Genomic DNA, 25,853 nt, shown 5'->3' with positions numbered 1-25,853 from the left:
TATAAAATGAGGCACCTTCTGATCGATCAAAAGGTGCCTCTGAATTTCTACTCAATACCATACCATTGCTGATACTGCTTTCTAAGTCCCTCGACACGTGCCAGTCGTTTGCTATCTTTGGCCGCCAATAAGATATCTCGATAACGATCGACCGAGTCTAATGCCGTCTGCATATCGCTCCATTCAAAGCCTAAATTTTTTTTATCTAATACCAATTGGTGTAAATAGTCCATATTTTGTGAAACATAGTCTAAGTTTCTGTCTACGATATTTCCGGCCAGGTGTCCTTGTCCAGAACGGTATAAGCTGTCAATGATATCCGCATAGTTAATCGCATCCGACATCGCATATACACGATCCGGCAATTGGTCATATGCTTTCTTAGCAACTTTTCCAGCCTGCTTTACCTGCCCTTTTTCTAACAGCAACCGGGCCGTCTTTCCAAAAATATCCCGGGCGTACATACTGGTAAAGCGAAAGGAATCAGTATCCAAATAGGCCGCATTTTTGACATTTCCCCAATGATATTTATGCATGATATTATCATATAAGGCTTCAACGTTGACCAAAGCAGGTATTTCCTCAGCATTCGTTTGCTGTTCACTGGTAGCAGCGACCGGCATCAGCCTTGAAGCAAATCCTTCATTGACAAGATATTTATCCAGCCCCAGCTTAATATCACCGGGCAGCATATTTGAAAAATAGATCGGCCGATCCCAATGATTATTTTCAAGAAGGGAAAGCAAAGTCAAATCTGATCGACTTAAGTGATCCCCGGGGATTTCCCATTCCATTGTTGAAACAACTGCATGCTGTAAATTGGCCGGTACGGCGTTTTTTCTCAACACCTCGGCTTTATCAATAGCCAATCTGACCTTCTTAGACGGAAAATAATTCTCCAGATTTCCCGAATTCAGCTGAACTTTATAATCGGCGTTATCGGAAGTAACAAATTGCAATAATTGTTGAATATCAACTGCAGCATTCAACTGTCGATCCACAAATGGGATATAATCCCGAATACCCTTTTTTGTTTTTTCGGCAGGTATCGCAATCGGAAGTCCCGCAGCCTGATAGGTTGGTTTCTTGGCCTGCTGCATATACCAATCACCCGTTAAGTAACTCAATACAACTATTCTTACGTCCGGACGCACACCTTCCACCTCCTGCAAATACCATAACGGAAAGGTATCATGATCACCATAGGTAAACAAAATCGCATTCGGTGCGCAGGTTTCAAGGTAATTACGTGCAACATCCCGCGCCAGGGATTTTTCGGAACGATTATGATCATCCCAGTTTTGATGTACCAGAATAATCGGTCCTCCCAAAACCGCAAAAGATAACCCGGTAGCCAAGGCATACCGGGTATGAAGGAAACGCTTAAAAAAGCGCACCAATGCTATTGCGCCAAGTCCGATCCAAATAGCAAAAGCATAAAAGGACCCCGCATAAGCATAATCACGCTCACGGGGTTGTAACGGTGTCTGGTTGAGATACACGACAATCGCTATACCCGTGAAAACGAATAACAAAGTTAACACCAAAGTATAGGGCTTATTGTGTCTATATAACCAAATTGCTCCAGCTATACCCAATAATAAAGGCAGGAAAAAATATGTATTTCGGCTGGGATCATTTTGCTGTGATTCCGAAAGGTCATATTGTCCGCCAAGACGCCAATTATCCAATGGTTTCAATCCCGAAAGCCAATTCCCATCGGTATATGTTCCATAACCCTGCTTATCATTCTGTCTTCCTACAAAATTCCATAAGAAATAACGTGCATACATTTCTCCCAATTGAAAATGAAAGAAAAACTTAAAGTTATCGGAAAACTGCGGCTTTTCACCGTCTTTTAACTTGAGATAACTTCTATAGTAAGCTTGGTGATTTGCATCCTGGCTATAGATACGCGGAAAAAATGTTTCTCGATCAAAATCATAGTTATCCACCTGTGTAAATGATGTATAATTGGACTCATCTTTCCGATAACCAGTCTTACTTTTTATGTCTACCGCTTTCGAATCGTAATATGGTCCTTTCACCAAAGGTTCCCGTGTGTACTGTTCGCGTCCCAAGTAGCCCAAAAACGAAAATACATTATCAGGTGCGTTATTATTTAGGGATGGATTCGCTTTTCCACGGATCAATACCATGGTATAGGAACTATAGCCAAACAGAATAAAACAAAACACCAATAAGGCCGTATTTAACGTATACTTCCGGTTTCTATGTGAATAAAAAAGACCATATACAATGCCGCCACCGATAAATACGCACAAAAAGAGAATTCCAGAACCAAATCCTAGTCCGAGCGAATTCACAAACAACAGATCTATTTTGGAAGCAAAAGCCACCAACCACTGAATGACACCCCAAAGAATTGCTGCCAAAACCAACAAGCCCAATAAAAATGCCGTTAAAATACCTTTTAGATTCATTTGCGAAGTTCTTTTAAAATAGACCACCATGGCTATGGCTGGAATCGCCAACAGATTCAATAGGTGAACTCCGATCGAAAGCCCCATGACAAAAGCAATGAAAATCAACCAGCGGTCGCTTCCTTGCTGATCCGCCCGCGCTTCCCATTTGAAAATTGCCCAGAAAACCACTGCCGTACAAAGCGAGGACATCGCGTACACTTCAGATTCCACAGCGGAATACCAAAATGTATCACTAAAGCTGAAAGCCATTGCCCCGACTGTCCCTGCAGCGAAAAGCTGTAGGTAGTGGGAGAAAGCAGGCTGCTGTGGCTCCTTCAAAATCTTCTTGGCTATAGCGGTGATTGTCCAAAACAAAAATGCCACGGTCAGTCCACTACAGATCGCTGAACCAATATTCATCCAATAGGCTATCTGCCCCGTGTTACCGAGTGCAAGATTGGAAAAAACATTCTGGATGAGCAAAAATAAGGGTGCGCCAGGCTGATGGGCAACCTCAAGTTTGTAGGCACAGGCAATAAACTCACCACAATCCCACCAGCTCACTGTCTTTTCGACAGTGGAAATGTAGACAAGCGTGGCAATGAGGCCACAGCTCAAACCAAATAGTGTATTTAATTTATTGTACGTCATAAGGTCAATTGGTCTAAATCTTTATTCCTTTTAGCACTTTAAATTAAACAGTTATATCGATTTAAAAATGTTAATTAACACTATTTAACATCATGATTTATCTAAAAATATTTTTCTAAAGAAGTTACTTCTATAATGAAAAGAGAAATAACAGTTTTCCAAAAAGGGAAGGAATGCCATTTTTTGGCGGCATATACTCGACGGGCAACAATTGGATGGATAAGAATTTTTTCACATAGGTATAGAAATATTCCTTCTAGAGATTCAATAAAAAGAGCGAGGGAAAAGTCCCTCGCTCTTTTTATATTTTTAGGCCAATTTTTCAACGATCTTTTTCGTTGGTCCGGGATTGCTCATGGTATAAAAATGCAACACTGGCGCACCAAATTTAATCAGTTCCTGACATTGCTGCACAAGCCATTCTTCACCTACTTGCCTCACATCAGCATTGGTTTTACATGATGCAACTGCATCACTCAATTCCTCTGGAATATCCAAGTGGAAAATTCGTGGCAATGTAACCAACTGTTTTTTGGTCGTCAAAGGTTTGAGTCCCGGAATAATAGGTACATGAATTCCGTTGTCGCGGCATTTGGTCACAAATTCCTTATATTTTTCTACATTAAAGAACATCTGCGTCACAATAAATTCGGCCCCCATATCGACTTTCTGCTTCAGGTATTTAAAGTCCGTGTTGAAATTAGGCGATTCAAAATGTTTCTCCGGATATCCCGCAACTCCGATACAAAAATCAGTTTTTTCAGATGTAATTATATCTTCGTGGAGATACTTCCCCTTATTCATATCCGTGACCTGTTCCAATAGATCCGTTGCAAAAGCATGACCGCCTTCAGTCGGAATAAAATCAGCATCTCCTTTGCGCGCATCACCTCGCAGCACCAATACATTGTCAATACCCAGAAAATTTAGGTCGATCAAAGCATTTTCCGTTTCCTCTTTGGTAAAGCCACCGCATATCAGGTGCGGGACTGCGTCTACCTTATATTTATTCATGATAGCAGCACATATCGCGACAGTTCCCGGCCGCTTACGATAGGATACACGTTCCAATAGCCCGCTCGCATGTTCCTTATAGATGTAATCTTCACGATGATAGGTTACATCTATAAAAGGTGGCTTAAATTCCATCAGTTCATCCATTGTTTTAAAAATACTTTGGATGCCTTGTCCTTTGGCAGGAGGCAATAGCTCAAAAGAAAACAATGTTTTTCCTTTAGCATTCTGGATATGGTCGGTAATCTTCATTAAAAAACTGTTTTAAGTTTGGGTTGGCTTACATCGAAACGCACAAGTCGAGGATATGTCTATCTGCATGTAACTTATCTTTCCCACATGGAGCAGGGTAGAATTTAGCACCTTGAACAATACAGGTTGCTAAGGCTTCACTGGGTCTAGTCCCTCGGCCTTTCTCTATAAGCGTTGCTAATATCGTTTTAAAAAACCAAACAACAAAAATATTTTTTCGAAAATCTATAAATTATATCAATAAAGCTGTCTTTCTTATGGCTTTATCCAACTAAATTATCCCAAAGTCGATAGTGAGTTACGTAAATTCTTCAAATAAAATGTAATTAATAGCAGCCCCTTCACACTATACTTCTCCTTTTGTCCATACTTAAATCCAGCCAGCAAATATTTATAGGCGACCAATGCATTCTCCTCATTGTAAAACAGCTCCTTCCACGAGACGGGAACATCTTCCCATTCCTTTAATACAATTCCATTTTGGGCATAGGTAATCGGCGATTCAACTCCGTCTATCTTGTAATCATCATGAACGCCAGAATTAGAGATGTGCTGAAAATAGGCAATTGAATAATCTAAAAAATTCAATGCACGGGCCTTTATCTCTTGGTCATTCTCAGCTTTTGTTGGAATATTACGCCAAAGGTTGATTCCACTATCAAATTTACTTGGCTGCTCGCGAATAGGTGTCTTGTCCAATTCGAAATTGATATACAATCGTTCGGTATTTGGCAAATGCGCAGAGTTGAACGGAGAGAAATCACCTTTCAATTGCACAAAATCCTTTTTTACCTGGATAATATCCAAGGAAAGTTTTCCCTTTGCAGCATCTATAAGCTCAAGTTTATTTCTGTTAAATGCGTATTTACCATACAGCAGGATATCGTCTATGGCGAGGACAAAATGGTCTTTATCCTGAAGGGAAAGAAAGGAACGATGATAAAGCGGATGATCACAACGGGCATCAGGCTCAACATTGAGCGGATTATCGGCTTTAGCCTTTAAATAAACCTCATTGGTATAACCGCAGATAACCTGGTAATTTCCGGTCGGAAACTCCTTGTCCTTTCCCAGAAAAATACAGGAGGACAAAAATATCGTTGAAATAAGGATCAATAATGGTCTCAACACGGATCATTTAGTATGGTCAATATATTGATTATTTAGTACCAATATACTCAAAATCCGTCAAAGTAAGATACACCAGATCATTTCGACAAGTGAATTCAGCCAATAATTGTGACCTAAACCCAATGAAACAAAAATAGGTTCAAAACCTCGCTTACGAATTTGAACCTGTTTGTTGGTATTTACGCGAATCAAGAAATACTCTTAAATCCCGGTCTGGACAAGGGATTTAAGAGCTAAGACCGTCTCTGTTATTCTTTATAGAGATCGACTAGCCCTTCAGGCAATGCGACTTCAATAATCTCTTCTTCACCATCTATTCCTAAAATTAAATCATCGGATAGCGGGAACATCAATTCTTTACCATTCATATCAACTGTGGCGACGAATTGCTGTGGAAATTCCTGTACATCCGTAATTTCTCCCAGCTCACCATGAGTTTCATCGATCACCAAAAAGCCGATTAAATCCGTATATCTAAAATCATCTGGATCCCGTTCTGGCATTTTATCATTAGGTAGATAAACCTTTTTGCGGACAAGTACCTGTGCCTTGTCGATGTGATCGACATCTTCAAATGTCACATAGGCCGTACTATTTTTCTGCAGTTTTATAGCATCGATAAAATAAGGCACAAGCTTTTTGTTGACCTCCAGGAAAACGACATCCATATCCAGGCTTTCGTAGTCTTCAAATTCGAAAAACAATTGCATTTCGCCTTTAAGACCTCTCGTTTTGCTGATGTAGCCTATATAAAAACTTTGATCGACAGTCATTTGGTAGTATTGCGTTTTGAGATATTAGTATTGAGATGCTATTTTTATCAGCTTCGCTATATACCGAGCATCTATTTAATTTTCACCTTTTTGTATGAAGATATAATGGTATGGCCAGCCTTTGCGTATGCGTAGCGCAATCAGCATTCCATTTTAACCCATAAACAAGTTTATTAAAAAAAGCCGGCTCAAGATTGAGTCGGCTTTCTCGAATACTTTATGAAAGAATTAACCTTCAGTTTCTTCTGATGCAGGAGCTTCAGTCTCTTCAGCAGCAGGCTCTTCTGCTACAGGAGCATTTTTAGCAGCTACAGCAGCAGCTTTTTCTTCTTTTTTCTTCGCTTCAGCAGCTAAGGCAGCTTTTTTAGCATCAGCTTTTGATTGCGCTAAACCATCTTTTTTACCAGAGATTCTAGCTTCTTGAGCTTCAGTCCAAGCAGTGAATTTAGCTTCAGCAGCAGTTTCGTCAAAAGCACCTTTTTTCACACCACCTTGTAAGTGTTTTTTGTAAAGAACACCTTTGTAAGAAAGGATAGCACGAGCTGTGTCAGTAGGTTGAGCACCTTTATTCATCCAATCCAAAGCTTTTTCAAAATCCAAAACGATAGTTGCAGGATTTGTGTTTGGGTTGTAAGAACCAATACGTTCGATGAATTTACCATCACGTGGAGCGCGAGAATCCGCTACGACTACGTGGTAAAAAGGACGTCCTTTTTTACCATGTCTTTGCAATCTGATTTTAGTTGCCATTTCTTAATTTTATTTTATGTATTCAACATATCCCCCGAGCTTCATACTAGAGGGGATGCAAAGATAGTTATTTTTTTCTATTCATAGACATAATTTAATAAAACTTCGCTGAAAATGACATCCTTAACATCCTGAATATCTCCTTTTACAACATAACTCATTGCACTAGCTTTGCCGTCAACACCCAAGGTAATTTTTACAGCTGTTTTCTTTGTCCAATCTGGCTGGATTTCTTGATTGGTCTTTCCCTGGACCGAGGTAGAGAAAAAAGCATTTTCCAAATTCTTGGACACAACCTGATTAATATCAATCGGATTAAACCCCATTTGTTTGTAAATAGGGTAAAGAGGATTTATTGTAGTGGAATATTGAAAAAAGGAGAATACGGTGAACTCAAGTTTAGGGTCTCCTGGAATATCGAAAAGCGACGAGAAATATAGAAAGCTTTTCAGTTTTTGGATATTATCGCCATTATAGGTAAAGGTCAACTCCTGCTCCTCTCCAATTTGTTCATAGAATTTCTCCAGTTTCCGATAGACAATTTTGAAGGGTACAGACATGTTCGAAGTATAAGAATAGCTTGTTAATAATTTATCTTTAATGAGCGATTCACTTCCAATACTGTTAATTCCATCTTTAATCGGCGAGTTCTTACTATACAAACTATCAACAAATACACTCTTCAGACGATTCTGTTCATCCCAATGATAGCTTAAACGCACGATCTTCTCCCTTTCCATTCCGCCCGTTTTACCTTGGAGCGCAATACGCGAATAATCGACTCGCCCATTTGCCCCATAATGAAACTGTTGCTCATTCACTTTTGTTACCCGCCCTTGGGCATCATATTGAAACTCATAGCTACTTTGACTTATATCTGAATTAAATTGCGTCGCACTTTTAAATAAGACAAGTCGAGTATTATCCTTTTCAGATCCGTCTTTTTTACAAGAATAATTAAAGGTAGCACATGACAATAGAAGAATACCCACTACATATTTCATAAAACAATAATTTGGTCAATAAATTAGAAGCAAATTAAGTATATTTTTCTCAGTTAAAATAATCTTCGGCATTTTTGCCAATTCACATTTTACTTTCTACCTTCATTCCATGAAATCTGTTGCGCCATTAAAAATACTTAAAGCTTCGGCCGGTTCCGGAAAAACCTTCAGCCTGACACTGCATTATATCACTTTACTGCTATCCAATGAAAATAGCTACAAAGAGATACTTGCTGTGACATTTACCAATAAGGCCACCGCAGAAATGAAAGAGCGCATACTCACTGTACTCCATGGCCTGGCTATCGGAGACGCCAGTCCCAAAATCGAAGATTTTAGAAAATTATTACTGCAGCAGCACCCCGATTGGACTGCCTATCTGATCCAGGAGAAATCTTATCGCGTTTACCGCCAGATCTTACACGACTATAGCCATTTTACAATAAGTACAATAGATGGTTTTTCCCAAAAAGTCATCCGTGCATTCACCTACGAACTTAATCTTGATGCGGCATACAAGATTGAGATGAATGTCAATAAAGTCAAAAATGAGCTGACAGTCATGCTCAATCAGCTACTGGATGAACGCCCGGACCTACTCGATTGGATCATCGCCTATGCGGAGAAAAAAATAGCCAAAAATGAGAACTGGAACTATCGACAACAATTGATGGGACTGGCCAACCTCATTTTCTCTGAAAATTTCCAGGAGTTTGACAGCTATATTAATTCGGCCAATCCGAGAGAAGTTTTCAATCTCCTGAACCAGGAAATCGAACAAAAAATAAATTCCTTTACAGAAGCACTTTCGCTGACCATTGAAGCCTTCAGTGAAACCTTCAAAAGATTCAACATCAGTGAAAATGAGCTCAAGGGAAAATCACGCAACAAGATTATATCAGCGAGCAAAACCAGTAAAAAGACAGACAAATTAAGTTCTTCCGAAATTGCCAAAATATTGGACAAATATGTACAGCTAATAGACAATGAAGACGCATTTACAGCTAGTGACAAAAATATACGCCATGATCTTCTGTCAGCACTTACTCCCATCCTAAAATCTTTTCAGACGCTACAGGAGAATCTACCGGCTTATATTGCCTATCAGGCGGTACAGAACAACCTCTATTACTTGCGCTTGCTTAAAGAAATGAGCGACCTGCTGACCCAGTGGCGCAAGGAGAACGGCGCACAGTTAATCTCAGATTCACAGATCCTGTTAAATAAACTCGGGATCGATGAGAACAGCGATCCGACATTTATCTGGGAAAAAATAGGCAATCGCTTCAATTATTTTTTATTTGACGAATTTCAGGATACCTCACGTATCCAATGGAAAAACTATAGCCCACTACTGATCAATGCACTTGCAGATGCAAATGGTACCCTGAGCGAACATCTGATTGTCGGCGATGTCAAACAGAGTATATACCGCTGGCGGAACGGAGATTGGCGTATATTGCTCCATCAGGTCGAACAACAAATTGGTCATGCATTTCACCTCGATGAAAGTGCCAAAACTACCTTTATCGAAAACGGAAGTCTTGACACCAATTTTCGGAGTCTTCCAAATATCATCCAGCTAAACAATTATCTTTTTAGCAGTATTCCTCAACATTTGCAAGAGGTTCTTAATAAAAAGGTTGACGAAAGCTTAGACGAAAATGGGAAACGTTGGTGGGCCGCCTCAGGTAATGATAAGATGCTTATCAAAGCCTACGAAAACAGTCAGCAGGAAATCCCCGCACACAAAAAGGGAGACCTAGACAAGTTGGGTTCCATTGAAATAGCATATATCCCCGTGTCAGATGGCCGCTATAGAAGAAATCAAGTCGTTGAGGAATCACTTCTTTTTTTATGTAAAAAAATAGAAGAATGGTTTCATACCGGAAGATATCATGCCAAACAAATTGGTATCCTTGTCCGCAGTAATGCGCAGGCCAAATTGGTCATCCAAAAATTAATGGATTTCAAAAAAGAGCACAATCTGACCTTTGAGGTCATCTCCGGCGATGCACTGATTCTGGCCGGCAACGATGCTGTTCTTTTGCTGATAGAAACATTAAAAGCACTCGTCTACAATTCGGACAAACACAGCATACACAAAGCAAAAATGGTCTATCTCTATCAGACTATACAGAAAAATACAGTCAGTCAAAATGCTTGGCTAGCATTTGCTTCAAATGACATCCGTGCGCTGAAAGATTTTCTTCCCCAGCCTCTGATCGACTCTTGGGAAACCTGGCAGAAACAGCCATTGGTTCACCTCATAGAAAAACTGATCGAAATTTACGGCTTCACAACTGAGCAAAACATCCATCTGCCTTACCTGCTGGCATTCAAAGATATGATTTCGGGCTTCTCTTCCAACGGCGAACGCGGAATTATTCAATTCCTGGAATTTTGGGAAGAGGATGGTAATCGCGCAGTACTACCATCCAATGGAGAAATCAATGCAATTGAGGTAACGACAATCCATAAATCAAAAGGACTTGCCTATGATGTTGTCATGCTCCCGTTCTGTTCCTGGGACCTGGACGGAATGATCAATGGGGATTTTTGGATAGATACCCATGAAACGCCGTTTGCCCAATTGGGAAAAATTCCCATAAAATATACAGCAACAGTTGGAAAATCTGTGTTTTTCAAACAGTATTTTGAGGAAATGCTATTCAATTATATGGACGCGCTCAATACATTCTATGTAGCGACAACACGTGCTATTGAACATCTCTATATTACAGCTCCTTTATTTAAAGAGTCCATTGACAAGAAGACGGGAGAAATTACGGGCTATGATATCAAGGATGAGTATATAAGTGATATACTATATCAAGTATTAGATTCAACTTCCGCTCCATTTACATTGGAAGGTACCTCTGTTAAGATCGACCAGACTATCGAACAAAAAGATCATCAAATTCAAGAGAACAACATCATTTCACTCAGCCACTACCCTATTTCCAAAGAACTGGAAATGGCCTTAGAAAAATCCAGCACACGTACGATGAACGACATCATGATGCTGGAGAAAGCAGCTCAGTATGGGATATTGGCCCATGAGATCATGTCCCAGATTTCTCGAGAAAAAGATATCTCCAGATTGGTACGGCAGCTGATTCAAGAAGGTATACTCTCAAAAGAGGACGAACCCTTTCTGATGCAAGAAATCAACCAGATCTGGCACCATCCCACTATCAATCAGTGGCTCACCGGAAAATATAAAATCTGGAATGAAGCCAGTATCATTACCGCTAAAGGAGAAACCATCCGACCCGACAAAGTCTTCACCTCCGAAGAAGAAACAATTGTACTGGATTTTAAGTTTACGCAAACAGACTACATCGGACATAAATATCAGGTAGACAACTATAAAAAAAATTTGGTAAACCTAGGCTACAATAATGTTAAAGCCTATCTATACTATGCCAAATCAAATCAATTAATTGAAGTAAAATAAACAATCGCGATGCAGACAGCCTTTTTAAAATTAGTAGCAGCGGATATTCAAAAACGTTTTGGAAACGATTTGAGTGAGATTGCCATCGTGTTTAACAATAAACGCCCAATTACGTACCTCAAAAAACATCTTGCCGATGTCTACAGACAGGCCATCTGGTCCCCTCAATTTTTCACCATACAAGAATTCTTTAAATTATCAACCAACGATACCGACGCGAATGCCTTAGCACAATTCTTTCAGCTCTTTAAAATCCATAATGACCTATTGGCCGCAGAGGGAAAACAAACGGAGACTTTAGAAGAGTTCTACCCTATTGCGGAGATTATATTAAGTGACTTTGGACAACTGGATTATGATCTGGTTCCGATCGACCAGATCTATCTGGAACTTTATGACAACACGAAAATTGACATTGCTTTTCAACATCTTACGCCAGAGCAACAGGGATTCATCCGTCAGTTTTGGCAATCTTTTTCCATAGCCGGGCATAGCGGTGTACAAGAACGCTTTTTACAATTATGGAAAAGACTCCCGATATTATACACTAGATTCAAAGAAAAGCTTAAAGCAGAAGGCCAAACCAATTATCCTACAATCTATCGTGATCTGGTTGAGGGCAGAGCCACAAATCAGGACTTTACATCATCTTTTCAGCAGATCCTTTTTGTTGGTTTCAATGCATTAAATAAAGCCGAGGCTAAATTATTCCGCAAATGGCAAGAAGAAGGAAAAGCACTGTTCTACTTCGATGCAGACGCCTACTATCTGGAGGACAATATGCAAGAAGCTGGCCTATTTATTCGTCGAAATATCTTTCAGACTGGGCTTGTCAATGCACTTGGCGATAGTCCGAATATTATCGGTAACAGAACCTCAACAGTAAACCTATATGCGAGTACAGGAAAAATAAGTCAGACAAAATTGCTTTATGATATCCTCGAAAAGCAAAATAGCACAGATCAAACTTCGGCCATCTTATTGGCAGATGAGAATCTATTAGTTCCTTTGCTCCAAAGCCTCCCCGATGTTAATCCCAATATTACGACCGGATATCCCCTAACCCAATCTCCTATCTATGGACTATTGGACTTATGGATGGAAGTACATTTAGAAATATCACAGTTAAAAAAACGCAAGATCTCTTATCAGACCATTGAGACCTTTATCAATCATCCGCTGACACAAGTCTCTTTGGAAGATAAATTGCAAATTCAGAAAGAAATTGCCGATAGGCAGTTATTTGAAATCGCATTGGATGAACTTCATTTCAAAAGTTCCTTACCCCAATTTTTCGTTCCGATTGAACATGCCGCCCATTTGATTCCTTCGCTAATCAACATCGTTGAAGACTTGCTGCACAGTATATCATCATATGAACGTATCCGTCAAATTGACAATAACTTGCTGATAGAAACCAAAAAGACACTCAACCAGTTGTTATTGGGATTTGATACCGTTGCACCTTTGAGCATCAACTTCCAGATCGGCTTGATTAAAAAGGCCATATCACCGATAAATTCTGCGATAGAGGGAAATCCGCTAGAAGGCATTCAGATTATGGGGCTTTTGGAAAGCCGATGTTTAAATTTTGACAACGTGTACATCCTGGGGGCCAACGAAGGTATCTTACCCAAAATATCCAATTCACCAACGTTTATTCCCAATAGTCTGAGAAGAGCTTATGGGCTTCCGATATTGGAAAATCAAGATGCATTGTCAGCCTATTTATTTTACAGGCACTTTCAATATAGTGAGGGCATCCATATCTTTTATAACGGATTGGTAGATGAAAACTCAACAGGAGAGGAAAGTCGGTTTATCAAACAGTTGGAATTTGAGAGCAGGTTTAATTTTGAACGAAAAGTCCAGCAACAGACGATCCAGTTCGCTGATAAAACGGCAGAGATTATCATCGAAAAAAAGGGCGAAGTCTGGGCCAAGATGTACAAGGACTTTATTGTCGATCAGAAGCGAATATCAGCAACCGCATTAACAACTTATTTGCAATCTCCATTGCAGTTTTTCCTCAAGCATATTGCAAATATCAAAGAACCGCCTTCTATTTCACAGGAGTTTGAGATGAACAAATTGGGAACTGTCATCCATAATGTCATGGAGAAAATATTCTTGCCCTTCAAGGGCCAGAAAGACTTTATCCCGACCCATATCCTGCAGCAACAGCTCAATCAGATCGAATCTTTTGTTATTCGGGAAATAGGCATACAGTATCAGTTGGAATTAAAATCTATAGATGGTTTAAACAGTTTACAGCGCATCATGCTAAAGATTGCCTGTGAATATGTCAAGATGTACCTTGAATACGATATAGCCAACTACAAGGCTTTTCGCATCATAGAATTGGAAAACGACACCGACTATACACTTCCATTCACTATTGAAGTCAATGGTAAAGAGGAACAGGTTACTTTATATGGTATCATTGACCGTGTTGACGAAGTCATCACGTATGACGACCGGATCATCAGCCGGATTGTCGATTACAAAACAGGAGGTGATTCTGTTATCTTTAAAGATATGGATCAGGTTTTTGCCCCCAATACGGAAAATAAAGCGCTGATACAAACACTTTTCTACGCCTATGTATTTGAACAAAAAACAGGACGAAAGCAACTGGAACCACACCTATATGTCGCCCGAAAAATGCGTGAAGAAGGAACTTTATTCAATGGAAAAGAAGGCATATTGACAGCGGATTTTTTGGCTTTCCAGAAAGAGAATTTTATCAAATTTTTAAGGGACATACTTCATGAAATTTTCAATCCCGAAATTTCCTTTAAACATAATCCGGATGCTGTTATCTATCCCAGCGACCCCTACACCTTGTTTTATAGAGAAGCCAGTAAATGGGCGGAAAATGAAGAATCTGTTTAGGCAGAACCTTTATTTCATGAAATCTAAAGCGCTTGAATACCAAAACAAAGGGGGAATAAATGAATGTCCCCCTTTGTTTTAGCGGTTATTTTTCTTAATTGCATTATTCGCTCGCCGTTTAGCGGTATTTATTTTATAATGAAACCAATGATCTTTAAAGATCTTACGCATTGTATTATCAAAATGTCTAGTTATAAAAAGGTTACGTGCTCCTTTTAATTTCTCACTGATCGAATTTGCCAATGCCCTTACTGAAATAGAATAACCTTCTGTCTCATATTGTATGTAGTGCCACCAGCCTGCAGGCATATAAAGCGTTTCTCCCGGGTGGATCACCGCTTCATAGCCCTCCAGATATTCTATTCCCGGAAATTCTTCCACATTGCTGTACTTTGGATTAGCAATACTATGGAAGTTATACGGAAGCTTATACATCAGATCGGATTGATCATTCGGAAAAAGCCAAATACGTTTAAGTCCCTGAAACTGTGATATGAACACATGGGACATATCGATATCAAAATGATTTCGTGTACTTGAACCTTCGCCTCCGAAAAACATAAAAGGCAACCACTGCAACACTTTCCCTCCTGTTACATCATTATAGATAACATCCTGCTTTAGTTCGGGACGTATCTTGAGCAGATTGAACAGAAACAATCGTAGCTCGGTAGGTTCTTTGGTAATAAGATCCAAATATTCCGCAAATGTCATTTGCCCCACGGGAGCACTGGCAGCACGATCCATTGAATCTTCTTCTTTTCCATAGACATCAATCTTAATATCACCGGCTATTTCCTTAAAGTAATCATAACTCCATTTCTTCCATGCAGGACTATCAGCACTAATAAAATCTTTTATAACCACCGGAAACCCAGGTTTCAGATATTTTTTTAAAAAGTCTTCTGATCGAATGCCCGAAATTTTATCAACTTGCTTTAACTTCACGACTGACTAATTTTGCTTAATTACAAACATAAAAAAAATATTTCTACCAAATTTTAAAAATAATGCATACACTTTATTTTTAATTGGAACAAATAACCCAAATACAATTTAATGGAAATATATTAAAATCTCAATGACACCTGTCACTTTTGATACATTTTTCCCTTATAACAATCCGACCCTTTATCTATTAAAAAAATCATTTTAACAAATCGGAGGTACCATCTGTCACCTCTTCCAATTATCTACAAACTGTATGCCCCGATCATACTTTCGTCAAGTTTCCTTATCAACGGTGTGAAAACGAAACTAATATGTTTATTGTGATCATAGTATTTGACAACTGCTATTCAAGTATCATTTACCTTACAGGTTCCGGATTCAACAAAAAAAGGGTTTTGAAAAAACCCTTTATATTATTGACCTAAGATAGGTATTATTTATTCACTTTTTTGATATATTCTTCTACGGCCATTGTCATGCTAGGTGCCTTTGGTGTGGGCGCAGGAATATCCAATATCAATCCATGCTCCAAAAGGGCCTGTTGTGTCGAAGCTCCAAACGCAGCTATACGGGTATTGTTTTGCTTAAAGTCCGGGAAGTTGTCATATAAAGACTGCACACTGGAAGGACTAAAGAATACGATTACATCGTAAAATACATCTTTAAGATCACTCAAGTCACTTACGACTGTTCTAAACAGAACTGCAGGTGTAAATTTGTAACCGTTCTGCTGCAACCAGTTGCTTGTTTCCTCATTGGCAACATCCGAACAAGGGAACAGAAAATTTTCTGCTTTATGCTTTTTCAGCACCTCTTCCAAATCTTTAGCCGTCTGTTTACCGAAGAATATTTTGCGTTTCCTATACTGAATATATTTTTGAAGATAGAGGGCGATTGTTTCTGAAATACAGAAATATTTCATTTCTGCAGACACTTCAAACCGCATCTCCTCACATATCCTAAAATAATGATCTACAGCATTTCTACTCGTAAATATTACTGCAGTATAATCTGCCAAATTTACTTTATCCCTACGCACATCTTTGGCGGGAACTCCCTCTACGTGTATAAAACCCCGAAAGTCTAATTTTAACCCGTATTTCTTTGCTAAATCATAATAAGGGGACTTATCGTTTTCAGGCTTTGGTAAAGTCACCAGTACACTTTTTACCTTCTTTGCTCTTTCTACGTCTGAAGTTTGCATATTAACCAGTTTTAGCTCAATAATCTTAACAGTATTAATATTGGTGCTATTTCTAGGCAACAAAGGTACAAAATTAAATAGGAAATTGAAAATTTATACATCGACATAATATGGGCCGCCGTCTTAAGAAATCTATATAAGAATAGCAGGATGGCTCCAATAATTGCCAGATGCAAAACTACACCAACGGAGGATAAAGGGACAAGACTCAATATCAATAGCACCGGAAGCATCAGGAAAAGCGTATTAAAATAAATCAGATATAATACAGTCACATATTCTTTGACAAGTTTTCTGATTTCAAAAACAAAAGACAAAAATCTGATAAACCCAATTTTAAAAGCAAACAGCCCCCCGACCATACCAACAGTCTTCATATAATTGGGAAAGGTAATAAAATCGAAACGGTTTAGTTCGTAAGCATAAAATAGGCTGACAAACAAAGCCATTGCTCCCGAGAATAATATAAATAGGAAAATAAATGGCCATGAAGTCAAGATCGTATCCTCTTTACTAACGGATAGCAATACCCTGTCATCAAAATAACCCTGAAATACCAATTTTATATCGGAAGGAAAAAATACACGGATTAACCCAACGCCAAATATCAAAAAGAGCACCGTAAATAATATCCAGTTCTCCCGATGCGGCTTAGGTGTTCCATATTGCCGTTCCAGAGCATTAGCACGTTTCTCTCCTTTGAAATATTGTTTTACATCATAATCATACATATTGTGGATAACCAGCCCTTCTGCTTCCACCGTAACAATCCGATATTGTTCTTGAAGAGTCGGATTCAAAGATGCCAACACCTCCTGGTTTGGCGACAGCACTGAATCTCTTAACATAAGTGTACTATCAGTTACAGTCACACTATCTCGAACAGGCTGTCGTGATATCCGCCGCTGCGCACTCAACTTTACAGCTGAAAACACAAAGAGGATTACAAATACAATATAATATCTAAAGACGTTAACTTTCATTGAAATAAATTGTCCCTTATCGGCCATTCAGAAATCATAGACCGCTTAGATTCGAAACTCTTTTATGGTCGTAAAGTTAGGATAAAAAGTTATATTGCATTCAAAAAATCTTTATAGAACATGCCAAAAGAAATAATACGCTGTCAATGGTGCAAATCTGACGAACAATATGTAGCCTATCACGATAAAGAATGGGGACGACAGGTAAAAGATGATAAAACTCTTTTCGAATTTTTGGTACTTGAATCAGCACAGGCTGGTTTAAGCTGGATTACGATCCTCCGTCGGAGATCGGCTTATCAAGAAGCATTTGCTAATTTTGACGTCAATAAAGTCGCCGCTTATACGACAGCTCATGTCGAGGCGCTCTTAAAAGACTCCGGTATTATTAAACATCGAAATAAAATTGAGTCGACCATTACCAATGCGCAACTGTTCAAAAAGGTCCAGGCTGAATATGGTAGTTTTTACAATTACCTATACACATTTTTACCCGAACAACAACCCTTAATCAACCATTGGCCGAGCTTACAACAGGTCCCGGCAACGACCGTGATTTCTGATAAAATAGCAAAAGACATGAAAAAAAGAGGTTTCAAATTTTTTGGCTCTACCATTTGCTATGCTTACATGCAAGCAGTAGGCATGGTCAATGATCATATTGAAAGCTGTTCCTTTAAATATTAAACTGGATTATAGGATCAAGGAAAAAAGATATAAGACAGACGACCTTGCGGAAGGATGCTTCTATTGTTCCTTGATCTATTTTCAACTCCAAAATCGATCTTACCAAATCAAAATATCCCGATTCAAATCTCTCATCACACTATCTTAATTCTAAAATCTAAACCGGAACATTCTTATAGATATCTGGTAAGTTGCGGCAAAGACCGTTAAAATCCATTCCATATCCCACGACAAACTCTTTGCTAATCTCAAAGCCAATATAAGTCAGCTCTTCAAAATGATATTGTAATGCTTCTGGCTTTACCAAAAGTGCACAAGCAATGACACTTGCTGGGTTCAACCGCTTCACAGCATCTAGCGTATGCTTCAACGAATGTCCGGAGTCGACGATATCTTCCACAATAATGACATCACGCCCTTCCAGATCAATACCCAATCCTAGAAGCTCATTTAACTCAGACTGGCCTGTACCGATATAAGAGGCTAATTTAATAAAAGACATCTCACAGGGAACTTCTATCTGTTTGAGCAGATCGGCCATAAACATAAAACAACCGTTCAAAACGCCTATAAAAACAGGCTGCTTATGCTCATATCGTAGACTGATGTCTATCCCCATCAAACGAACCCTTTTCTGGATCTGTTCTTCTTCAAAAAGCGGTTCAAAAAGCAATCCGTCAATTTCTATTTTTTTCATTCCACTAAATTATTTTTATCGATATCATTTCCATCTCCGAGATAGAGTTTCCAAGATCTTCTACCAGCTGAATTTTAGTATCCACACCTGATGTCAATCAATATATCAAAAGCTTTCTCAAGAGTAAGGCAACCGACCACAACCATTTTCGGTAAGCTATTTCTGCGATTTTTTTTGGTCTTTGGTTGTCTCCGTCTCCGTTTTTTCCTTTTCCTCTTTGTTTCGGCCCAGGATCTTATCGAAAATAGATCTTTTATGTTTTTCCGGCTCGGCCATTTCCTCGTCCTGCTTTTCAGGATGAGACATCTTTTTTATCGTTTTAGGAAGAGAAATGCCTTCCAGATTATCAACTGCTCCCCCATTGCCCAGGTCATCGAACAGCAGCGGGTCATCGCCCATATCCAATGTATCTATCGAATCTACAACCGCAGGTCTGGCAGCCCGCAGATGCGGTTGCAACACGACCTCATAGAAACCATAGGCCGATGTGGTCGAATCAACACCTATCTGCCCTGTTTTGGTCATGATATGACCATAGATGTTGAAATAACGCAACATATTTCCTTTCAGATGCCCTGTCCAGTCAAAAAAGTTAAGTCCTTTCTTCGGACGCGGCACGATACTGGACAAAAAGATACTTTCTCCAAGTCCGAGTTGCGCTGGAGTTTTTCCAAAATAATAGCGGGCCGCTTCGGTGATCCCATAGACATTATTACCCCACTCGATAACATTGAGATAAACCTCGTACATCCGTTTTTTACTGACCTGCTGCGAATGTTCCATCAGCCAAACCAACAAAATTTCCTCCAATTTCCGAACGACGGTCTTATTCCGGTTTAGAAACACATTCTTCACCAATTGCATGGATATGGTGCTTGCGCCACGTTTAAACCCTTTTTCTTTAATATTTGTGACAATGGAGAGTTTGAAAGCCTTCTCCTCAAATCCTTTATGTTTAAAGAAAAATGGATCTTCGGTATTGATCAGACTGATCTGCATATAACGGGAAATTTTATCCATTGGCGTAAAATTTGGATTTTGCGGGCCGACCACAATCTCACGCATGGGTTTTCCATCTTCATAAGCCGTATAGGTAAAAGGGGTATTTAGCATTCCAATGTTAGCTTCACCCCATTTAACGACCTGCAGATCGCGATCGTCCATCTTGGAAGAAAAAAGGAGCTTATCGGGTCTTTTTAATTCCAAAGCGAAATTTAGGTCATATTGAATATGTCCCTCAACCTGAATTCCATCCAACCCCGGAAATAACCCAACGGGCATCGCATCAAAAAAGTCCTGCGCCTTAATTTTATCCGTGTGAATAGCCAGAAAAATTTCTTTTTCAGGCTTATGTACATATTTGATATAAGGAGAAAAAACAAAATCTTTTACCTGTACGGTACTTTCTTTGCTTACCTCAATAGAAGAGGCTCCTATGTTGAGCGCCCCCTGCATGGTCGCTTCAGGAAAAATAACGTCTTTACTGGAAATACGCCAATGATTTACTTTCAGGTTTTTAAATCCCCATTGTCCATGCAATTCCAACAGTTCCTTATTTCGTCGATCGGCCTTGTCCAACCGAAAGGATATCTCATCAAAACTAACTGCTAAGCCAAATTTACGCTGTAATAAAGGGAGATTCACTTCCTTCTTATCCGAAAAAAGACGTAAGTCACACTCCTGATTGTCCGAATCTATCGTCCCTGTTAGGTTCCAAGCAGCCTCATGATCATTCAATAAAAATTTGGATTCCATATCACCACCATCAATAACGGCGGAAGGAATAACAATACGTTGTGAAGTACTGTCATCTTTGTAGGAAAGCTCAAAATTTTTGAGATCGAGATCATTCGGAATCTTAAAGAATACATTTTTTAGCAAGCGGTCCGCCAATGCGGCCAAATTCTGCTTTGGGTTATCATTCTCAATGGTATCCTTCTTTTGTTTCTTAAACAAAAAATCATAGTTACTGATCGAATCTTTTTTGACCATTGATACGGTGGCATTATCCATTATAACCTCCCCTAGCTTCACATCACCGAATAAAAGAGGCCATAATTTAACGGATACAGTCAGGTCATTAATTTGCGCAAGAGGTGCTCTATTTTTAGGTAGCAACTGTATATTTTTAAACTGCACGGCATTAATCCCCTGAAAAGCATAATACTGGATTTTCAAATCCATGTCATACTTTTCCAACAATTTGGCTTTTGCTTTATTGATAGCCCCCATGAGCATCCCATCTCTCTTTTGGTAAGCATAAACACCTACTGCGATTACCAAAATCAAGAAAGCAGCCAAAGTAATATAAAGCCATCGCCACTTGCGGGACTTCAGAGATGTTATAAATCGATTGGACATAATTACAATTTCATGCAAATCCATGCATATCAATAGTCAAACTTAGATAAATTTGCCTTTATATACAATTATAATTACACCGAAACCTGCGTAGCTGCGTCTCGTTATCAAAGCCGGTCAAACTGAACGCTGAATTGTCGACCCAATTCCTGAAATAAAGAAAACTTTTCTAGCAGAGCCAAAACGGAAACACATTATTCAGCCAATTCGACTTTGCTTCAATTTTCTTTACGGTGGCAGGGTCATCCATTAAGGACAGTGATCTAATGGAATTCCATTAAAAACAAACAAATGACATGAAATTGATCGGCAATGAGTAGTTTTGTATTCCATGATTTCAAATGAATAATAGATGGTTACCAAAGAACAAATATTAAATGCATTATCCTATGTTGAAGAGCCTGATCTAAAAAAGGATCTTGTAACATTGAATATGATTCAAAATATTCAGATCGAAGGCCAAAAAATAGCCTTTGATGTCATATTGACTACGCCCGCCTGTCCACTAAAAGATCATATTGAGCATGCTTGCCGCAATGCCATAACACATTTTATTGATAAAAATCTTGAAGTACAAATAAACATGACTTCCAATGTGGTCGGTAAACAGGGGGCGCAGGTTTCAGGGATTAAAAATATCATTCTGGTTTCATCGGGCAAGGGCGGTGTCGGGAAGTCGACAGTCGCAGCAAACTTGGCTTTGGCACTTCATGCCAAGGGCGCAAAAACAGGCCTCTTGGACGCCGATATCTATGGCCCTTCGCTGCCGATTATGTTTGGATTGGAGGGTGCAAAACCCGGATCTGTTGAAATGCCAGACGGCCAGGTTAAAATTGAGCCTATTGAAAAGTTTGGTCTAAAATTACTTTCCATCGGTTTCTTTACCGACCCCAACCAACCTATTCCATGGCGTGGTCCAATGACCACTTCAGCCATCAAACAGCTATTTAATGATGCTAATTGGGGCGAGTTGGATTACCTTGTAGTTGATATGCCCCCGGGCACCGGTGATATCCATATTACGGTATCGCAAACCTTCCCAATTGCGGGAGCAGTCATTGTCACGACACCACAGCATGTAGCACTTGCCGATGCCGTCAAGGGAATCGGAATGTTCTTAATGGACAGTATCAATATTCCGCTCTTGGGAGTTGTGGAAAATATGGCTTATTTTACCCCTGCAGAACTACCGGACAATAAATATTATATTTTTGGCAAAGACGGCGGAAAACGCCTGGCCGAAGAATATAAGGTACCCTTCCTTGGTGAGATACCATTGCTTAAAGGCATTTCCGACGCAGGTGACAATGGTTTCCCGATCGCAACAGATCAGGAAGATCCTGTAACAAAATCCTTTTTAACGATTGCAGAGAAAGTTGCACAGCAACTTTCCATCATTCAGAGTCAGGTCTAAGCGCGCGACATTTGTAGGCAACTGTCCGATACAACCGCTGCTTAATGCGCATACGACTCTATTTAAACGTGATCTATCAAAGTTTACTTTATCAGAAAGGCTTTCATTAACTGAAAGCCTTTCTGATATAATATTAAAATAGGCCTTAGTTAAACGTCCAATTCCAACAAAACCGGACAGTGATCCGAATGGACGGCATTCGCCAAAATCTGCGAAGCTTTGATCTGCCCTTCCAACGGTTTTGAGACCATATTATAGTCGATGCGCCACCCCAAATTGCGTGCCCGTGCCCCCGCACGGTAGCTCCACCAGGTATAGTTATGCGGTTCCGGATTCAAATGACGGAAAGAGTCGATATATCCTGAATTAATGAAATTTTCCATCCATTCGCGTTCCTCGGGCAAAAATCCGGATGAGTTTGCATTTGATTTTGGATTATGGATATCAATAGCACGATGACAAATATTATAATCCCCGCATACGACCAAATTTGGCCGCTCTACCAACATCTTATCACTGTACAACTGAAAATCGTCCAAAAAACGATATTTAAAATCCTGTCTTACATCTCCAGTTGTTCCAGATGGAAAATAAGTACTCATTACCGAAACTTTATCAAAATCAGCACGAATAATACGCCCCTCAAAATCATAGTCTTCATGACCACAGCCATATTCAACATGCGTTGGCGAAATTTTGGTAAAGAGAGCAACACCGCTATATCCCTTCTTTTGAGCCGGATACCAGTAATGTTCATACCCCATCTCCTCCAGTAGCGTAATTTCTGGAATCTGGTCCGGAGTAGCTTTAATCTCCTGAAGACATATGACATCTGCATCCACATTTTTCAGCCAGCCTAACCAATCCTTCTTTAAAGCAGCTCGCAAACCGTTCACATTATAGGTTACTATTTTCATTATTTAGATATGAGTATTGAGATTTAAGATTTAAAACTTTACATCCGAAAGCCCGAGGCTTACGAAACAGCGCCATATTTTGATTGTTATGATCCGATAACACGGAAAAACTCAGTTCATTCTTTCGTAGGACAGAAATCAATCAACGACAATTTAATAATCTTTGGAAGAGAACAGGTCGCCAATCTTTGTAAAGAATCCAGTCTGTGGTTTTAGACCTTTCAGTTCACGTTCTAGATTAAGTGCCTCACGTCTGGTCAACAGATGCATCGTCATTTTCTGATCCACCTCTGGCCGGTCATGCTTGTCTGTTTTTACTTGCGCAATCTGGTCGATCACTTCTATTCCCCTCACTAATTCACCAAATACGGTATAATTCCAGTCCAGATGTGGAGCACCACCGATTGTTGTATAAGCCTGGCGCTGTGCTTCAGAAAACTTCTTTCCGTTCATCCGCGTCTGTTCGAGGCGGTCAAGATCTTCGGGAGTGAACACCTTGCCCTGAACCAGATAAAATTGAGATCCAGAAGATGCTTTTGCGGGATTATTGTCCCGTGCAGCACCAATAGCACCCTTTTTATGGAATAATCCATCCTGGATTTCTGCAGGGATTGTATAACCCGGTCCTCCATTTCCCAATTGAGCTCCACCGACTGCATTTCTTGAATCCGGATCGCCCCCTTGAATCATAAAGTTTTGAATAACCCGATGGAACAATGTGCCATCATAATATTTACTTTTTGCCAATTTTACAAAGTTGTCCCGATGTTGAGGTGTTTCATTATACAATCGCAATACACAGGTTCCCTTATCCGTAATAATCTGAACATATTTATACTCAGGTTTAGCCGCAAATGCCATAACCTGCAAAAAGCAAAATACTGCTACTAAACAAACTTTTAAAAATCTCATGCTTTAGATGACGTTTAATTCTTCAAAATAATCAATAATCAAGGACTTCATGATAAGCTCTTGCTCCAATAATGTATAGTTGGGAATAGGTTTTATCAGTTCCCAATGTGGCCATCCTTCTTCATCCAATCCTTTGAGGTTATAAAACCCCATCGAACTGAACAGACGGCATGTGGCAATATGCATCAGTTCCTCTTTCTGGCGTTTCGAGAAATTCTGGGGGCCTTTTCCCAATTCCTGTACACCAATAAGGAATAAACACACCTTGATGTCAGGTTTTTCCATATCAAATAAAGACGCGATTTCACTCTGTAGCGTGCTCCATTTCTTGTTTACTTCTGCTGCTTTCATTTTTTTTCATTTAAACAAACGAAGACAATTTCAACTTGGTATGCAAGTCACATGTCTCCGGTACAAAAAATCACACATTAACGTCATTACCCATAACGCAAGCGCAACGACAAACCCAATATTATTCCTTCTTCTTCGAGATTTTATCGATCACCTCCGTGCAGCGCTTGTCAATCATCTGAAAGACCGGATCGAATAAATTATCATCAAAATATGGATCCGGAACAATATCATCAGCTAAAAACAATTGCACTTTCTCCAGGCTCTCTTTATTGTCAGCTTGTGCACATACATCTGCAAAGTTTTGACGGTCCATGACAAAAATAAGGTCATATTCTTCGAAAAATGCCGGCTGAAAATGTCTTGCCCGTTGGCCGGATATATCGACCCCATATTTCTTTGCTATAGCAATTGCCCTTCGGTCTGGCGCTTCACCAATATGCCAGTCGCCCGTACCTGCGGATTCTACGATCCAGTTTAATTGCTTATCTTTTACTTTTTGCTTCAATATCCCGTGCGCCAGTGGCGAACGACAGATATTTCCCAAACAAACCATTAAAATTTTCATTAAAATATTTTTATAAAGCTATGAACCATAAAGAGCAATGCGACAAGTCCGCTGGCTAAATTGCTATCGACGTTAGGCCAGATCACATTTTTATTGTAAAAAACTCTTTAAATATCCATAACAGATGCTATGTAACAATAAGTCATAGACCTCATCCCTATCTATGATTCCAAACAAGATCGGTCTATCAGATTTTATTGCACAAAATAACTAAACTTAAACTATTAAAGAAACAATCCTGATGAAATCATATTTTCTTATTGCTATTTCAACCTTAGGATGGTTTGTGATGACTGGAAATTTACAATTCTGTCGCCATGGTTTCATCGCGCAAACAGACTTCTACGATTTCTCTTCCGACAAATACGATCTTTAATGAATAAAAAAGGTGGCCTAACCTCACGGTTAGAGCCACCTAAACTATATTAATCAACCAATTCTTAATTCAATTT

General features: G+C 39.4%; 19 protein-coding genes and 1 riboswitch. Of the genes, 4 read left to right on the top strand and 15 right to left on the bottom strand.

From position 1 onward, the window contains the following. Positions 1-47: 47 nt before the first annotated feature. The 6 genes from HMAT_RS15215 to HMAT_RS15185 all read right to left on the bottom strand — a co-directional run bounded on the left by HMAT_RS15215 (position 48) and on the right by HMAT_RS15185 (position 8,001). Entirely contained in the window at positions 48-3,077 is a 3,030-nt protein-coding gene (locus HMAT_RS15215) for a protein O-mannosyl-transferase family (protein WP_104383703.1), read from the bottom strand. Positions 3,078-3,386: 309 nt separating this feature from the next. Further along, the gene (gene metF / locus HMAT_RS15205) at positions 3,387-4,343 is read right to left on the bottom strand and encodes a methylenetetrahydrofolate reductase [NAD(P)H] (protein WP_077437133.1); all 957 of its coding nucleotides are present in this window, start codon (positions 4,341-4,343) and stop codon (positions 3,387-3,389) included. A gap of 71 nt (positions 4,344-4,414) precedes the next feature. Further along, positions 4,415-4,517: riboswitch (SAM riboswitch) on the bottom strand. A gap of 102 nt (positions 4,518-4,619) precedes the next feature. Then, a complete protein-coding gene (locus HMAT_RS15200) occupies positions 4,620-5,471 on the bottom strand; it encodes a hypothetical protein (protein ID WP_233789350.1) in 852 nt (283 codons plus the stop codon). Between the two features lie 251 nt (positions 5,472-5,722). Continuing rightward, on the bottom strand, positions 5,723-6,247 hold the full coding sequence (gene rimM / locus HMAT_RS15195) for a ribosome maturation factor RimM (RefSeq protein ID WP_104383700.1): 525 nt from the start codon (positions 6,245-6,247) through the stop codon (positions 5,723-5,725). 228 nt (positions 6,248-6,475) lie between these two features. Next, positions 6,476-6,997 carry a 30S ribosomal protein S16 gene (locus tag HMAT_RS15190; protein WP_077437135.1) on the bottom strand — a complete coding sequence of 174 codons (522 nt, stop codon included), beginning with the start codon at positions 6,995-6,997 and terminating at the stop codon, positions 6,476-6,478. A gap of 77 nt (positions 6,998-7,074) precedes the next feature. Beyond that, positions 7,075-8,001: a hypothetical protein gene (locus HMAT_RS15185; protein ID WP_104383699.1), complete on the bottom strand. Its 927-nt coding sequence runs from the start codon at positions 7,999-8,001 to the stop codon at positions 7,075-7,077. 109 nt (positions 8,002-8,110) lie between these two features. Between HMAT_RS15185 and HMAT_RS15180 the strand changes: the two genes are divergently transcribed. Continuing rightward, positions 8,111-11,461 carry an exodeoxyribonuclease V subunit beta gene (locus HMAT_RS15180; RefSeq protein WP_104383698.1) on the top strand — a complete coding sequence of 1,117 codons (3,351 nt, stop codon included), beginning with the start codon at positions 8,111-8,113 and terminating at the stop codon, positions 11,459-11,461. Positions 11,462-11,470: 9 nt separating this feature from the next. Further along, on the top strand, positions 11,471-14,356 hold the full coding sequence (locus HMAT_RS15175; protein ID WP_104383697.1) for a PD-(D/E)XK nuclease family protein: 2,886 nt from the start codon (positions 11,471-11,473) through the stop codon (positions 14,354-14,356). 78 nt (positions 14,357-14,434) lie between these two features. On the opposite strand, the gene HMAT_RS15170 is transcribed toward HMAT_RS15175, so the two are convergent. The 3 genes from HMAT_RS15170 to HMAT_RS15160 all read right to left on the bottom strand — a co-directional run bounded on the left by HMAT_RS15170 (position 14,435) and on the right by HMAT_RS15160 (position 17,494). Continuing rightward, on the bottom strand, positions 14,435-15,304 hold the full coding sequence (locus HMAT_RS15170) for a cupin-like domain-containing protein (protein ID WP_104383696.1): 870 nt from the start codon (positions 15,302-15,304) through the stop codon (positions 14,435-14,437). A 436-nt stretch (positions 15,305-15,740) separates the two neighbouring features. Beyond that, the gene (locus tag HMAT_RS15165; RefSeq protein ID WP_165309272.1) at positions 15,741-16,511 is read right to left on the bottom strand and encodes a uroporphyrinogen-III synthase; all 771 of its coding nucleotides are present in this window, start codon (positions 16,509-16,511) and stop codon (positions 15,741-15,743) included. Positions 16,512-16,522: 11 nt separating this feature from the next. Further along, the gene (locus HMAT_RS15160; RefSeq protein ID WP_158655896.1) at positions 16,523-17,494 is read right to left on the bottom strand and encodes a DUF4271 domain-containing protein; all 972 of its coding nucleotides are present in this window, start codon (positions 17,492-17,494) and stop codon (positions 16,523-16,525) included. A 120-nt stretch (positions 17,495-17,614) separates the two neighbouring features. Here HMAT_RS15160 and HMAT_RS15155 point away from each other — a divergent pair, with 120 nt between their 5' ends. Then, positions 17,615-18,181, top strand: a complete 567-nt coding sequence (locus HMAT_RS15155; RefSeq protein ID WP_104383694.1) for a DNA-3-methyladenine glycosylase I — start codon at positions 17,615-17,617, stop codon at positions 18,179-18,181. Between the two features lie 157 nt (positions 18,182-18,338). On the opposite strand, the gene HMAT_RS15150 is transcribed toward HMAT_RS15155, so the two are convergent. Further along, complete coding sequence (locus HMAT_RS15150; protein ID WP_104383693.1) at positions 18,339-18,878, bottom strand: phosphoribosyltransferase; 540 nt, start codon at positions 18,876-18,878, stop codon at positions 18,339-18,341. Between the two features lie 156 nt (positions 18,879-19,034). Beyond that, on the bottom strand, positions 19,035-21,239 hold the full coding sequence (locus tag HMAT_RS15145; protein ID WP_104384019.1) for a transglycosylase domain-containing protein: 2,205 nt from the start codon (positions 21,237-21,239) through the stop codon (positions 19,035-19,037). 352 nt (positions 21,240-21,591) lie between these two features. Between HMAT_RS15145 and HMAT_RS15140 the strand changes: the two genes are divergently transcribed. Next, positions 21,592-22,653 carry an Mrp/NBP35 family ATP-binding protein gene (locus tag HMAT_RS15140; RefSeq protein ID WP_104383692.1) on the top strand — a complete coding sequence of 354 codons (1,062 nt, stop codon included), beginning with the start codon at positions 21,592-21,594 and terminating at the stop codon, positions 22,651-22,653. A 149-nt stretch (positions 22,654-22,802) separates the two neighbouring features. On the opposite strand, the gene HMAT_RS15135 is transcribed toward HMAT_RS15140, so the two are convergent. From HMAT_RS15135 to HMAT_RS15120, 4 genes are all read right to left on the bottom strand, one after another. Continuing rightward, entirely contained in the window at positions 22,803-23,570 is a 768-nt protein-coding gene (locus tag HMAT_RS15135; protein WP_104383691.1) for an exodeoxyribonuclease III, read from the bottom strand. 153 nt (positions 23,571-23,723) lie between these two features. Beyond that, a complete protein-coding gene (locus tag HMAT_RS15130) occupies positions 23,724-24,482 on the bottom strand; it encodes a peptidylprolyl isomerase (protein ID WP_104383690.1) in 759 nt (252 codons plus the stop codon). 3 nt (positions 24,483-24,485) lie between these two features. Beyond that, the gene (locus HMAT_RS15125; protein WP_104383689.1) at positions 24,486-24,833 is read right to left on the bottom strand and encodes a hypothetical protein; all 348 of its coding nucleotides are present in this window, start codon (positions 24,831-24,833) and stop codon (positions 24,486-24,488) included. A 121-nt stretch (positions 24,834-24,954) separates the two neighbouring features. Next, positions 24,955-25,401 (bottom strand): low molecular weight protein-tyrosine-phosphatase, encoded by a 447-nt coding sequence (locus HMAT_RS15120; protein ID WP_104383688.1) that lies wholly within the window; start codon positions 25,399-25,401, stop codon positions 24,955-24,957. Positions 25,402-25,853 lie beyond the last annotated feature (452 nt).

This window comes from Sphingobacterium sp. HMA12 (assembly GCF_002933815.1).
Lineage (GTDB): Bacteria > Bacteroidota > Bacteroidia > Sphingobacteriales > Sphingobacteriaceae > Sphingobacterium.
The sequence above is the reverse complement of the archived record's forward strand: the minus strand, read 5'-3'. Positions and strand labels throughout refer to the sequence as shown.